This is a genomic window from Kitasatospora phosalacinea (assembly GCF_030268885.1).
GTDB classification, from domain to species: Bacteria; Actinomycetota; Actinomycetes; order Streptomycetales; family Streptomycetaceae; genus Kitasatospora; species Kitasatospora phosalacinea_C.
In genome coordinates, this window is sequence record NZ_BSSA01000057.1 from 1 (window position 1) to 13,156 (window position 13,156).

Below are 13,156 nucleotides of genomic sequence, written 5' to 3' on the forward strand. Positions count from 1 at the left end.
CCGCGCCGGCATGCAGACCAGCAAGACCATCGTCGCCGTCAACAAGGACCCCGAAGCCCCGATCTTCGAACTCGTCGACTACGGCGTCGTCGGCGACCTCTTCACCGTCCTGCCCCAGCTCACCGACGAGGTGAAGGCCCGCAAGGGCTGACCGCTCGCCGGCAGCCGAAGGGCGCGGCCCCCGCGGGGGCCGCGCCCTTCGGCGTGCGCGGCGGGTCAGCGGCCCGCGAGGGCGTGCACGAAGCGGGCGCCGTCGACGGTGCCGAGGCCGGAGGCCAGGTCGTAGCCCTCGGCGGCCCGGTAACCGGTCACCGCGTCCCAGGAGTTGTCGCCCGCGGTGACGTCGGTGATGCCGCTGACCTGCTGGGGCAGCAGGGCGAGCGCGTACAGGCGGGGGTTGAGCTGGCCGAGGCGGTGGCCCGCCAGCTGGTCCGCCAGGGCGACCACGCCGGAGAAGATCGGCGTGGCCTCGCTGGTGCCGCCGACCAGGTGCCAGCCGACCCGGGTCGGGTCGTAGGACTCGTACGTCCAGGCGGCGCCGTCCACGGCCGCGCTCATCGAGATGTCGGGCGTGCCGCGGTGGTTGCCGGTCACGTTCGCCACCGCGGCCTGGTACCACGGGCGTTCGAAGACGCCGGAGACGCCGCCGCCCGCCGCGCCGTAGTCGTCGTGCCAGACCTGGTCGGGCGCGGTGCGGTTGCCGTTGTCGTCGAGGGTCAGCTGGGTGCCGCCGACCGAGGTGACCAGCGGGTCCGCGGACGGCCAGGAGTTGACCCGGTACGGGTACAGGTCGCTGCCGTTCTCCGTCGCGTCGGTCGCGCCGTTGTCGCCGGAGGCGGCGAGCACCGTGACGTCCTGGGCGGCGGCGAACCTGAAGGCGTAGCGCAGCTTCTCGATCGACTTGAAGTCGCCCTTGTCGTAGCCCGGGAAGGTGTTCTCGGTCGCGCCGAAGCTCTGCGAGACCACGTCCACGTCGTGCGACTTGATGACGGCCTTCTCGGCGTCCATCATCTCGGGCAGGCCGGTGACGCCCTCGGTCTCCGCGACGCCGGTCTCCACCAGCACGATGTGCGCGTCGGGGGCGACCGCGTGCGCGTACTCGACGTCCAGGGTGGTCTCGCCCGCCCAGCCGGTGTGGTCGGCGTTGGTCGGGTCGAACACCGGGACGTTCCCCCACTTGACCACCTCGACCTGGGTGTCCGGGATGCCCCACTGCTTGTCGAACACCTCCAGGTCGTGCTGGATCGTCGGCGAGCCGAAGGAGTCCACGATCACGATGGTGCGGCCCTTGCCCGTCACGCCCTGCCGGTACAGCGGGTCCAGGTGGTAGGCGGTGCGGTACTGCAGCGGCGAGTAGCAGTGGATGCCGATCTGCGCGACGCAGTCCGAGGTCGATATCGGCGCGACCCGGCCGACCGCGTCGATCTGCCCGGCCGAGGCCGGGCGCAGCTTGAACGAGGGCAGGTGCGCGGCGGACCGCGCGGTGGCGGTGGCGCCCGTCAGGGCGGTGGCCCCGACGGCGAGCAGCGCGGCGGCCCGCAGCGCGGTGGAGCGTCGGGTGCCCGCGGTGGCGGGGTGCATGCCCAAGGAGACTCCTCGAAGAGACGGAAGGCCCGGCCCGGTCCGGCCGGGGCGCACCCATCCCATCGGCAGCCGCCCGGCCCGGCCATAGTCCGAGACGGCCGTCGGCATGGCCCCGGCAGGCCACCGGGTTCGGTAAAGGACCCGGAGCGTTTCGGTAACGCCGCAGCTGGGACCTGCCGGGCGGGGCGCTGCTGCGCGCGGCGGCCCCCGGCTCGTAGAGTCGGGCGGCATGGGACTGCTGACAGCACTCGACGGCGGGTACGGGGACCGGGCGGACGCGGTGGTGGTGGACGGCACCGCCCTGTCCTGGGAGCAACTGCTGGGCGCCGCCGGGGCGGTGGCCGAACGCGCCGCCGGGGCGCCCGGCCTCGCCGTGCTGGCCCGGCCGACCGCGGAGACGGTCGCGGCCGTGGTCGGCGGCCTGCTGGCGGGCGTGCCGGTGGTGCCGCTGCCGCCCGACTCCGGGCCGGTGGAGCGTGCGCACATCCTGCGCGACAGCGGCGCCACCCTGCTGGCGGGGAACCGGCTCCCGGACGACACCGAGGGGTTGGCCACGCTCCCGGTGTCGCTGACGGACCGTCCGGGCAGCGGTTGGCGGCCCGCGGCCGAGGACGGCGACCGGACGGCGTTCGTGCTGTACACCTCCGGCACCACCGGCGCCCCCAAGGGCGCGCTGATCCCGCACCGGGCCGTCGCCGCCGGGCTCGACGGCCTCGCCGACGCCTGGCAGTGGGACGCCGGGGACACCCTCGTCCACGGCCTGCCGCTGTTCCACGTGCACGGCCTGGTGCTCGGCGTGCTCGGCGCGCTGCGCACCGGCAGCCGCCTCGTCCACACCGGGCGGCCCACCCCCGCCGGGTACGCGGCCGCCCGCGGCAGCCTCTACTTCGGCGTCCCCACCGTCTGGTCGCGGATCGCCGCCGACCCCGCCGCCGCCCGCGCGCTCGCCGCCGCCCGGCTGCTGGTCTCCGGCAGCGCCCCGCTGCCCGTCCCGGTCTTCGAACGGCTGCGGGAGCTCACCGGGCAGGCCCCCGCCGAGCGGTACGGCATGACCGAGACGCTGATCACCGTCGCCACCCGGGCCGACGGCGAACGCCGCCCCGGCGCGGTCGGCGTGCCGCTGCCCGGCGTGCGCACCCGGCTGGTCGGCGAGGACGGGCAGCCGGTGCCCGCCGACGGCGAGAGCGTCGGCGAACTGCAGCTCCGGGGGCCGACGCTGTTCGACGGCTACCTCGGCCGCCCCGAGGCCACCGCCGCCGCCCGGACCGCGGACGGCTGGTTCCGCACCGGTGACGTCGCCGTCGTCGAACCCGACGGCTTCCACCGGATCGTCGGCCGCGCCTCCGTCGACCTGATCAAGAGCGGCGGCTACCGGATCGGCGCGGGCGAGGTCGAGGCCGCGCTGCGCGACCACCCCGGCGTCGCCGACGCGGCCGTGGTCGGCGCCCCCGACCCGGACCTCGGGCAGGCCGTGGTCGCGTACGTGGTGGCGGCCGACGGCGGTGGCGGCGTCGGGGAGCGGGAGCTGGTCGACTTCGTCGCGCAGCGGCTCTCCGTCCACAAGCGGCCCCGGCGGGTGGTGCTGGTCGCCGACCTGCCGCGCAACGCGATGGGCAAGGTGCTCAAGAAGCAACTGCTGGACGGCGGCGCGCAACCCGGCGCGTGACCCGGCGTGCGCATCGGCCCGCACCCCGGCGTACCACCCGCCCTCCGACGCGCCCTTTCAGGAGGGCGGGGAGTGGGTACCACTGGGGATGGCGCGGGGGCCGGTGCCCCGCGCTGCCCGGTGCACGGCCGGGCCGCCGAGGAGGGGCAGGGGATGCTGTGATCGTCTGGGTCAATGGGGCGTTCGGGGCGGGCAAGACGAGCGCCTGCCGGGAGTTGGTCCGACTGCTGCCGGGGAGCCTGCTGTTCGACCCGGACACCCTGGGCCCCGTCCTGCGGGCCGCGGGGGCGACGGGCGACGGCTTCCCGGAGTCGGCCGCCTGGCGGCGGCTGACCGCCGAGAGCGCCGCCGCGCTGGCCGCCGAGGCCGACGGCCCGGTCCTCGTCCCCGCCACGCTGCTGCGCCAGGAGCACCGCGACGAGATCTTCGGCTCGCTGGCCGGGCGCGGCATCCCCGTCCACCACGTCGTGCTCGACCCCGTCGAAACGATCCTGCGCGCCCGGATCGCCACCCGCGAGGACGTCCCCGGCGACCCCGAGGCCACCGCCGCGCTCCGCCGCCGCGCCCGCGAGGCCCTCCCGGCCTACCTCACCGCCCGCGGCTGGCTCGCCGCGGACGCCCGGATGGTCGACAACGGCGTCCTGACGCCCCGCCAGACCGCCGAACGCGTCGCCGACCTGCTGCGCACCGGTGCGGCCCGCTGCCCCATCGTGCGCAGCGAGGGCGGCGACGGGGACACCGTCGCCGCGGCCGTGCTGCTCTTCGACGACCGGGACCGCGTCCTGCTGGTCGACCCCTCCTACAAACCGCACTGGGAGTTCCCCGGCGGCGTCGTCGAGTCCGGCGAGTCGCCCACCGCGGCGGGCGTCCGCGAGGTCGCCGAGGAACTCGGCCTGCGGCTGCGCCCCGAGGAACTGCGGCTGCTCGCCGTCGACTGGGAGCCGGGCGCGGGCCGCGGCCGCGGCGGCCTGCGACTGGTCTACGACGGCGGGCGGCTCGGGCCCTCCCAGGTGCTGAGGTTGCGCCTGCCCGCCGGGGAACTGCGCGACTGGCACTTCGCCACCCTCCGGGAGGCCGCGGAGATGCTGCCCGCCGGGCGGATGCGGCGGCTGGCCGCCGCCCTGGAGGCCCGGGCGGTCGGCGAACTGCGCTACCTGGAGGGCGGACGGCCCGCGGCGACCGGGGTGGCCCCGGCCCGCTGAGAAGGACCGCGGCGCGAGGCTCCGGCACGGAGGCTTCGGCGCGGGGGCGTGCGCGGGGCGGGGGGTGGGCGGGCAGGATGGGGGGATGCCGTTCACTGCGAGTCATGCTGCCGCCGTCCTGCCCGGGCTGCGGGCCGCGCGGGGCAGGGGCGCGCTGGTCGCCGCCGGGCTGGTGGCCGGGGCGATGGCGCCCGACGTGCCGTTCTTCGCGGAGTCGCTCGTCCGGGGGGCCTACCGGCACGGCGGGGTGACGCACCGGTGGTGGGCGGCGCCGACGGTCGACGTGGTGGTGGGGGCGGGGCTGGTCGCCGGCTGGTACGGGCTGTGGCGCGAGCCGCTGCGGGAGGCGGTGCCGGGGCGGTGGAACGCGGTGGTGCCCGCCGGGCGGCCGAGCGCGGGTGAACTCGGCCGGGCGGCCGGGGCGGTGGCCGCGGGTGCGGCCACCCACCTGGTGTGGGACTCCTTCACCCACCACGGCCGGGCCGGCGTCCGCGCGCTGCCCGCCCTGGAGCGGGAGGTCGGCGGCGTCCCGCTGTACACCGTCCTGCAGTACGGGACGTCGCTGGCGGGCCTGGCCGTGCTCGCGCGGTACGCCGGGCCCTGGCGGGAGGGCCGGCGGGGCACCGCCGCGGTGCTGGGCGCGGCGGCGCTGGCCGGGGCGGCGGAGCGGGTGCGACGTCGCGAGCGCGGGTTCGTCGACGAGGCGTGCTTCGGCGCGGGCGCGGGGCTGGCGGTGGGGGCGGCGCTGTTCGGGCTGCTGCGCAGGACGGGGCGGCACCAGGGGCCCGGGGAACGGCGGGCTGGGGGCCGCTGACGGTGCACTGCCGGTGGGTGCGGTGGCTCCGGGTTCTGTTCAGGCGGCCCGAAGCAGCACGGACTTTCCGGTGGGCTCCGGCCACCAGCAGCTCGGACTCGCCGTTCCCGGAGCCCTCGGACGCGTCTCCGCTAGAGGTAGCCGTTGGTGGCGAGGTGGGCGCCGATGGCGCGGTAGGCGGCGGGGTCCTCGGGGGTGAGGGCGGCGAGGCCGTCGACGTAGCGGTTGTACATGCAGAAGGCGGCGGCGATCAGGACGGTGTCGTGGATCGCCTCGTCGTCGGCTCCGGCGGCGCGGGCGGCGGCGACGTCCTCGGGGGTGACGGACAGCCCGCTGTCGGCGACCTTGGCGGCGAGCTGGAGCAGGGCCCGCAGCAGGTCGCTGACGGGCGCGGTGGCGAGGTCGTCCTGGACGGCCTCGACGAGGGCGAAGTCGCCGCCGAGGCGGTGCGCGGCGGTGGCGCCGTGGGCTCCGGCGCAGTAGCGGGTGCGGTTGAGGGAGGAGACGTAGGCGGCGATGAGTTCGCGTTCGCCGACGCCCAACGGGGAGTCGCCGCGCAGGAGTTGTTCGGCGAGTTCGCTCAGGCGCAGGCCGGAGGCGGGCTTGGCGGCGAGCAGGCCCCGGATACCGGGGTCGTCGTTGGGGAGCGCGATGTGGGGCATGGGGCCACTGAATCGGTTCGGGGCCGCCTTGGCAAGGGCTTGACCTGGGAAGGGGACGCCGTTGCCGCGGGCGGGGGAGGGTCGCGGCGGAGGGTGGGCAGATTAGGATGGGCGACCGTGACTGACACCGGTAGCACCCAGGAACAGGCCCTCGCCGACGACACCGGTGACGTGGCGTCGGAGGAGCTCGCGGGCACCGACCCGCAGGACGTGCAGGACGACGGGGCGGCGGCACCGATCGACGGCGTGTGGGACGTCGTGGTGGTCGGCGCGGGCCCGGCCGGCTCCTCGGCGGCGTACGCGGCGGCCTCCCGCGGCCGTCGGGTGCTGCTGCTCGACAAGGCCGAGCACCCCCGGTACAAGACCTGCGGCGGCGGCATCATCGGCCCCTCCCGGGACTCGCTGCCGGAGGACTTCAAACTGCCGCTGCAGGACCGCATCTCGGCGGTGACCTTCGCGCTGAACGGGAAGTGGACGCGCACCCGGCGCTCGAAGCGGATGCTGTTCGGCCTGGTCAACCGGGACGAGTTCGACCTGCGCCTGGTGCAGGCGGCCGAGCAGGCCGGTGCGGTGCTGGTGACGGGCGTGACCGCGACCGGCGTGGAGCAGCAGGGCGGCGACAGCCGCACGGTGTTCGTGACGCTGGCGGACGGCCGGAAGGTGGAGGCGCGGGCGGTGGTCGGCGCGGACGGCTCGGCCAGCCGGATCGGTCGCCACGTCGGCGTCAGCTTCGACCAGATCGACCTGGGCCTGGAGGCGGAGATCCCCGTCCCCGAGTCGGTGTCGCGGGCCTGGGCGGGCCGGATCCACCTGGACTGGGGGCCGCTGCCGGGCAGTTACGGCTGGGTGTTCCCGAAGACCGACTCGGGGACGCTGACGGTCGGCGTGATCTCGGCCCGCGGCGAGGGCGAGCGGACCAAGGAGTACCTGGCGGCGTACATCCGGCGGCTGGGCCTGTCCGGCTTCGAGCCGCTGGTGGAGTCCGGGCACCTGACCCGCTGCCGGGCCGAGGACTCGCCGCTGTCGCGCGGCCGGGTGCTGGTCGCGGGCGACGCGGCCGGGCTGCTGGAGCCGTGGACCCGGGAGGGCATCTCGTACGCGCTGCGCTCGGGCCGGCTGGCCGGGGAGTGGGCGGTGCAGGTGGCCGAGGCGGGCGGCGCGGCGGACGTGCGGCGGCAGGCGCTGAACTACGCGTTCGCGATCAAGGCCGGGCTGGGGGTGGAGATGCGGGCGGGCAAGGTCATGCTGGCCTCGTTCGAGAAGCGCCCGTACCTGTTCCACCTGGCGGTGTCGGTGATCACCCCGGCGTGGCGGGCGTTCGCCCGGACCACCCAGGGGCACACCACCTTCGCGCAGCTGATGCGCGACCACCGGGCGGCCCGCAAGCTGGCCTCGGTCGCCGGGCGGTAGGGCCTCTCGGCGCGGTGGGCCCGCCCGGAGGGGAGACCCCTCCGGGCGGGCCGCGTCGCGCCGGGGCGCGGGCCGGGCACGGGGGTTGGGATCCGGGGGGCTCCCCGCGCCCGGCGGCCGGGGCTACTTCAGGCCCGCGTCCAGGGCGTTCATCAGGGTGCCGGACGGGGTGTCGCCCGACATCTCCCAGACCATCGCGCCCAGCAGGTTCTTCGACTTGAGCCAGGCGGTCTTCTGGCCGATCGACCAGGCGTCGTCGAAGGTCCACCACTGGCCGCCGTTGCCGGTGTAGCCGTAGGTGGAGACCGAGACCGGGTCGTGGTAGACGGTCAGGTTGGGCACCGAGGTGATCAGGTTGTTGTAGCCGCGCGTCCCGGCCTCCTCGGCGAACTGGCCGGGGGCGGCGCCGCCCGCGGCCTGCCAGGCGCCGTGCGCGCCGCCGTCGGTGACGTTCTGCCAGCCGCGGCCGTAGAACGGGAAGCCGATGGTGAGCTTGCGCGGGTTGACCCCGGCGTCGAGGTAGGTCTGGACGGCGTTCTCGATCGAGAAGTGGAACGGGTACGGGTCGGCCGGGTCGGTGTGCAGGTTGGCCTGCTGGCCGGTCCGGTTGGGCTCCCAGGAGTTGTCGCTGCCGGAGCCGTGGAAGTCGTAGCCCTGCACGTTGGCGATGTCCAGGGACCGGAAGATCTGCGAGAGGTCCCAGCCCTGGCCGATCTTGGCCGGGTCGGCGGGGGTGAAGGCGGTGAGCAGCTTGTGCGGGCCGCCGAGGGCGTCGAGCTGGCGGCGGAACTCGGCCAGCAGCAGGGTCAGGTTCTGCTTGTCGTTCGCGGAGTAGTGGTTGCCGGCGTGGCCGTCGGGCGAGCCGGGCCACTCCCAGTCGACGTCGATGCCGTCGAAGATCCCGGCGCCGGTGCCGGGGCCGCCCGCGCCGTTGTAGGCGGGCAGGTTGCCCTTGATCCAGATGTCGATGCAGGAGGAGACCAGCTTCTTGCGGGAGGCGTCGGTGGCGGCCGCGTCCGAGAAGTACTTGGAGTAGGTCCAGCCGCCGAGCGAGACCACGACCTTGAGGTTCGGGTACTTCGCCTTCAGCTTCTTGAGCTGGTTGAGGTTGCCGCGCAGCGGCGACCAGCCGTCGTCGGCGACGCCGTCCACGGACTGGGCGGCGCTCATCGGGCGGGCGTAGTCGGCGTCGGCGTCACCGGCGCCGGTGCCCTGGTCCGGGTCCTGCGGGTTGGCGGTGGTGCCCTTGGTGACGCCCGCCAGGCAGGTCAGGTTGACCGGGTCGATGTTCTCGAAGGCGTAGTTGATGACGTCGAGCTTGGCGGCGCTGCCGGAGGTGTCGAGGTTCTTGACGAAGTACTGGCGGCCGTAGATGCCCCACTGCACGAAGTAGCCGACCCGGGAGTACTTGCCGGGCCCGGCCAGGTCGCCGGTGGTGACGTTCAGCGCGTTGGAGGCGGGGGAGTTGTTGTCGGCGGCGTCCCGGGCCCTGACGGTGAAGGCGTACGGGGTGGCGGGGGAGAGCTGGCCGACGGTGGCGGAGGTGGTGGTGACGGTCTGCACCAGGGTGCCGCCCTGGTAGACGTCGTACGCGGCGACCCGCTTGTTGTCGGTTGCGGCGTCCCAAGCCAGCGAGACGCTGGTGCTGGTGACGCCGGTGGAGCGCAGGTTGCCGGGCGCGGTCGGCGGCACGGTGTCGCTGGCCGGGTCGACGGTGGCGGCGCTCAGGACGGCGCTGACCGGGCCGGTGTTGCCGCGGGTGTCCTTGGCCCGGACGGTCAGGCCGTACGTGGTGGCCGGGGTGAGGCCGGTCAGCGTGGTGGAGGTGCCGGTGGCCGAGCCGAGCACCACCGAGCCGTTCAGCACGTCGTACGAGGCGACCGGGAAGTCGCCCTTGGACGCGGCCGTCCAGCTCAGCGAGAGGCTGTGCGCGGTCGCGTCGACCAGGGTCGGCGTGCCGGGCGCGGTCGGCGGCACGTCCGGGGTGCCGTCGCACTTGTCGCCGTTGACGCGGCAGTTCAGCGGGGCGGCGATCGGCCCGTTGCCGATGAACCAGAAGCTGTACGGCTCGGTCGAGCCGTTCGCCGGGACGGTCGCGTTGTAGTAGGCGTTGGTGGCGACCACGTGGCTGCCGGTGGTGGTCGAGGTGCCGTTGTAGGTGCCGGTCATCGTGACGCCCGAGGGCAGGTCGAACTCCAGCGTCCAGCCGGTGACGGCCGTCGCGTTGGGGTTCTTCACGATGAAGGTGCCCTTCCACCAGGACCCGTAGTTGTCGCTGGTGAAGGTGGCGGTCAGCTTGACCGCGGCGTGCGCGGGCGTGGCGGCGAGCAGGGCCAACGGCAGTGCGAGCGCGGCGAGCAGGGCCAGCAGGCGGGCCCTGAGCCATTGCCTGGAGCGGACGTGCATCGGTACTCCCTGTCTGGTGTGGGGGATTCCGTACAGGGGTGCCGGGAGCGGCACTTGGAGGGTAAGTGGACTGGACCAACTCGTCAACAGGTCTATACCTGAAGAGAGTTGACGATCATTCGGGCGGTCCGCCGCGGCCGCTGTCGGTGCCCGGTGGCACGATCACCGCCATGGGACTCGACGTGAGGGTGGGGGCGCTGATCGGCGCCGAGGAGGACACGGCCGACTGGTTCCGCGCGGAGTGCGCGCAGATCGCCCGGGTGCTGGCGGCCGAGGGGCTGCCGGGGTGGCGGGAGCCGGAGGACGGGCCCGGCTTCGGCGACCGGATCTGGGGGTACTCGGGCCTGCACACGCTGCGCCGCCTCGCCGCCCACCTGGCCGCGGGCGGGCGGCTGCCCGAACCGCTGGCGGAGGGGGAGCGGGCCACCGACGACCCGGTGCTGCAGGCGGCGTACGAGGACGTCCCGGACGACCCGCCCGGCCCGTTCGACCACCTGATCCACCACTCGGACTGCGAGGGCTACTACGTGCCGGTGGACTTCGCCCCCGTCCTGGCCGACCCGGAGCTGAGCGGCGGCCTGCTCGGCTCCTCGGTCCGGCTGCTGGCCGAACTGGACGAACTCGCCCGGGTCCTGGGCCTGCCGGACGACCTCGACCCGAACGCCGAGGAGGTCGTCGACGCCTCCGCGGACCCGGACCCGGCGGCCGAGGGGTGGCGGCGCTACGGCACCGAGGCGTTCATCTGCCTGCAACTGCGCCTGGCGGCGCGCTGCTCGGTGGAGACGGGGGCGGTACTGGCGTTCTGCTGACGCGGTGCTCTTCGGCGGGGTCCTGTTTCCACGGCCCGAAGCAGCACGGACCTTCGACGGGCTCCGGCCGGCAGCAGCTCGGACTCGCCGTTCCCCGAGCCCCTGGTGTGTTCCCCTTCGTCTGCCGAAAGATGTCAGGGGCCCAGCAGTTGGTCGGCGAGCGGGCTGCGGGCGTACAGCACCAGGCGGCCGTGGCGGGCGCGGGTGACCAGGCGGGTGGCGTGCAGGACGGCCAGGTGCTGGCTGACGGCGCCGGGGGTGACGCCCAGGCGGCGGGCCAGTTCGGTGGTGGCGGTGGGCTCCTGGAGCAGGGCGAGCAGCCGGGCCTTCGGCGGGCCGAGCAGCTGCTCCAGAGCGTCCGGGGCGGGCGGCGGGTCGGGCGGGCCGGACAGGTTGCCCTGGCCGCGGGCCAGGTAGGTGATCGACGGGGTGAGGCCGGGGCCGATCGCGGTGAGGGCGCCGCGGGCGAAGCAGGTGGGCAGCAGGGCCAGGCCGCGCCGGTCCACGGCGACGTCCAGGTCGCCGTCGCCCCAGTCGCGGTCGATCGTCAGCACCCCGTCCGACCAGTGCAGCCGGTGGTCGAGGTCGGCGAACAGCCCGGCCGCGCCGCGCTCGGCCAGCACCCGGGAGCGGTGCACGATGTCGGCGCGCAGCACCGAACGGGCCCGCGGCCACCAGCCGGGCTCCAGGACGTGCGTCCAGTAGGCCTGCAGGGCGTCGGCGACCTCGGCGATCAGGGCGGCGGGCCGGTCGGCGCGCTCGGCCAGCAGCGGCGGCAGCACCCGGTCGTGCGGGAGGAAGGTCACCGCGAGCTCGTCGGCCAGCCGGGCCGGGTCGAAGGCCCGGACCACGGCGAGCTCGGCGCGGAACTCGGGGAACGGCACGGCCGGACGGGGTGTCAGGAAGTCCGGCACGTACTTGTTGCTCGCCACCAGGGCGCGCAGCAGCGGCGCCTGCGGCAGCGCCTCGAAGGCCGGGCGCATCGCCTCGAACGCGGCGCCGTGCGGGTACTGGCCCGGGTGGGTCCACATCCGCAGGCTGAGCACCGCCTCCTGCAGCGGCGAGCAGGCGAAGTAGGTCGCGGCCAGGTCCGCCAGGCCCAGCCGGAAGCGCAGCACCACGGCCGTCCCCCCGTCCCCGTGCCCGGACGATTCAGGCCGGGGCTAAATCAATACCACGCCCCCTCCGTACCCGGTCTGATCGGGGCATGACCTCCACCGCACCCGCGGCCGACCGGGCCGCGTCACCGACCCCTGCCCCCGACCGTGTCCGCGGCCGGCTCGCCCGGCTGCTGCCCGCGGACCGGGTGCTGCGCCGACTGACCGTGATCACGCTGGTCAACACCGTCGGCAACGGCCTCGGGATGACGCTCGGGGTGGTCTACTTCACCCGGGTCATGGGCTTCGGCGTCGGCCCGGTCGGCCTGGTGCTGACCGCCGCCGGGGCGTGCGGGGTGGCGGCGGGCGTCCCGGCCGGGCGGCTGTCGGACCGGTACGGGCCCAAGCCGGTGCTGATCGCGCTGCTGGTCCTGCAGGCGCTGAGCGCGGCCGCGTACGTGCTGGTGCACCAGCTGGCGGCGTTCGCGCTGCTGGCCTGCCTGGTGGCGGTCGCCGACCGGGGCGGCGCGGCGGTGCGCGGCGCGCTGTTCGCCGAGGTGCTGCCGGCGGACGGGCGGGTGGCGGGCCGGGCCTACCTGCGCTCGGTCACCAACATCGGCATCTCGGTGGGCACCCTGGGCGCCGCGGCCGTCCTGCAACTGGACACCCGGGGCGCCTACCTGACGGCGATGCTGGTGGACGCGGTCTCGTACGGGGTGATCGCGGTGCTGTACGCCCTGCTGGTGCCGGTCGCGCCGCGCACCGCCGAGCGGGCCGAGCGGGCCGCGTCCGGGCCGAACCCGGCGCTGCGCGACCGGGTCTTCCTCGCGGCGACCGGTCTGAACGCGGTGATCACCCTGCAGTTCGTGATGATCGAGGTCGGGCTGCCGCTGTGGGTGGTGCGCGACACCGACGCGCCGCGCTGGATGGTCGCGGGCGGGCTGCTGGTGAACACCGCGCTGGTGATCGTGCTGCAGGTGCGGGCCACCCGGGGCACCGAGCAGCCGCGGGCCGCGGCCCTGGTGTTCCGCCGCGGGGCGCTGCTGGTCGCCGCGTCCTGCCTGGTGGTGGGCCTGGCCGCGGGGCTGCCGGGCTGGGCGGCGGCGCTGCTGGTGGCGGGCGGCGTGGCCTGCCAGGCGCTCGGCGAGGTGTACAGCCAGGCGGGCGCCTGGGCGCTCAGCTACGACCTGGCGAAGGACGAGGCGCACGGTGCCTACCAGGGCGTGTTCAACACCGGCATGTCGGGCGCGCTGATGCTCGGTCCGGTGCTGATGACCTCGGTGGTGCTCGCGCACGGCCTGCTCGGCTGGGCGCTGCTGGCGGCGCTGTTCGCCGCCGCGGGCTGGGGGATGACGGCGCTGGTGCGGCGCTGACCGCAGGGAGGGGCCCCGGTCGACGCGTGGTCGGCCGGGGCCCCTCCTGTTCCGGGCGGGGTGTCAGCAGCTCAGGTTGGAGCCGGTGGGCACGCCCAGGATCGCGGTGAAGCTGGTGTAGGCGTTGACGCGG

10 protein-coding genes and 1 pseudogene are annotated in these 13,156 nt (G+C 75.1%); 7 read left to right on the plus strand and 4 right to left on the minus strand.

From position 1 onward, the window contains the following. Positions 1 to 151, plus strand: a pseudogene (locus QSK52_RS38225) (electron transfer flavoprotein subunit alpha/FixB family protein); the annotation flags it as partial. A 65-nt stretch (positions 152 to 216) separates the two neighbouring features. Here the strand turns inward: QSK52_RS38225 and QSK52_RS38230 are convergent. Then, complete coding sequence (locus tag QSK52_RS38230; protein ID WP_435053486.1) at positions 217 to 1,581, minus strand: S53 family peptidase; 1,365 nt, start codon at positions 1,579 to 1,581, stop codon at positions 217 to 219. Positions 1,582 to 1,813: 232 nt separating this feature from the next. Between QSK52_RS38230 and QSK52_RS38235 the strand changes: the two genes are divergently transcribed. The 3 genes from QSK52_RS38235 to QSK52_RS38245 all read left to right on the plus strand — a co-directional run bounded on the left by QSK52_RS38235 (position 1,814) and on the right by QSK52_RS38245 (position 5,266). Further along, complete coding sequence (locus tag QSK52_RS38235; protein ID WP_285740898.1) at positions 1,814 to 3,250, plus strand: acyl-CoA synthetase; 1,437 nt, start codon at positions 1,814 to 1,816, stop codon at positions 3,248 to 3,250. Between the two features lie 158 nt (positions 3,251 to 3,408). Further along, positions 3,409 to 4,452 carry an NUDIX hydrolase gene (locus QSK52_RS38240; protein ID WP_285740899.1) on the plus strand — a complete coding sequence of 348 codons (1,044 nt, stop codon included), beginning with the start codon at positions 3,409 to 3,411 and terminating at the stop codon, positions 4,450 to 4,452. An 85-nt stretch (positions 4,453 to 4,537) separates the two neighbouring features. Next, positions 4,538 to 5,266 carry a DUF4184 family protein gene (locus tag QSK52_RS38245; RefSeq protein ID WP_285740900.1) on the plus strand — a complete coding sequence of 243 codons (729 nt, stop codon included), beginning with the start codon at positions 4,538 to 4,540 and terminating at the stop codon, positions 5,264 to 5,266. 131 nt (positions 5,267 to 5,397) lie between these two features. Here QSK52_RS38245 and QSK52_RS38250 read toward each other — a convergent pair whose 3' ends face one another. After that, positions 5,398 to 5,928, minus strand: a complete 531-nt coding sequence (locus QSK52_RS38250; RefSeq protein ID WP_285740901.1) for a peroxidase-related enzyme — start codon at positions 5,926 to 5,928, stop codon at positions 5,398 to 5,400. Between the two features lie 171 nt (positions 5,929 to 6,099). Between QSK52_RS38250 and QSK52_RS38255 the strand changes: the two genes are divergently transcribed. Then, a complete protein-coding gene (locus QSK52_RS38255; protein ID WP_435053487.1) occupies positions 6,100 to 7,338 on the plus strand; it encodes a geranylgeranyl reductase family protein in 1,239 nt (412 codons plus the stop codon). A gap of 123 nt (positions 7,339 to 7,461) precedes the next feature. Here QSK52_RS38255 and QSK52_RS38260 read toward each other — a convergent pair whose 3' ends face one another. After that, on the minus strand, positions 7,462 to 9,744 hold the full coding sequence (locus QSK52_RS38260; RefSeq protein WP_285740902.1) for a glycosyl hydrolase family 18 protein: 2,283 nt from the start codon (positions 9,742 to 9,744) through the stop codon (positions 7,462 to 7,464). 170 nt (positions 9,745 to 9,914) lie between these two features. On the opposite strand from QSK52_RS38260, the gene QSK52_RS38265 reads away from it, so the two are divergent. Next, on the plus strand, positions 9,915 to 10,553 hold the full coding sequence (locus tag QSK52_RS38265; protein WP_285740903.1) for a hypothetical protein: 639 nt from the start codon (positions 9,915 to 9,917) through the stop codon (positions 10,551 to 10,553). A gap of 134 nt (positions 10,554 to 10,687) precedes the next feature. Here QSK52_RS38265 and QSK52_RS38270 read toward each other — a convergent pair whose 3' ends face one another. Beyond that, positions 10,688 to 11,674: an ArsR/SmtB family transcription factor gene (locus QSK52_RS38270; RefSeq protein ID WP_285740904.1), complete on the minus strand. Its 987-nt coding sequence runs from the start codon at positions 11,672 to 11,674 to the stop codon at positions 10,688 to 10,690. Positions 11,675 to 11,760: 86 nt separating this feature from the next. Between QSK52_RS38270 and QSK52_RS38275 the strand changes: the two genes are divergently transcribed. After that, the gene (locus QSK52_RS38275; RefSeq protein ID WP_285740905.1) at positions 11,761 to 13,023 is read left to right on the plus strand and encodes an MFS transporter; all 1,263 of its coding nucleotides are present in this window, start codon (positions 11,761 to 11,763) and stop codon (positions 13,021 to 13,023) included. Positions 13,024 to 13,156: the final 133 nt, after the last annotated feature.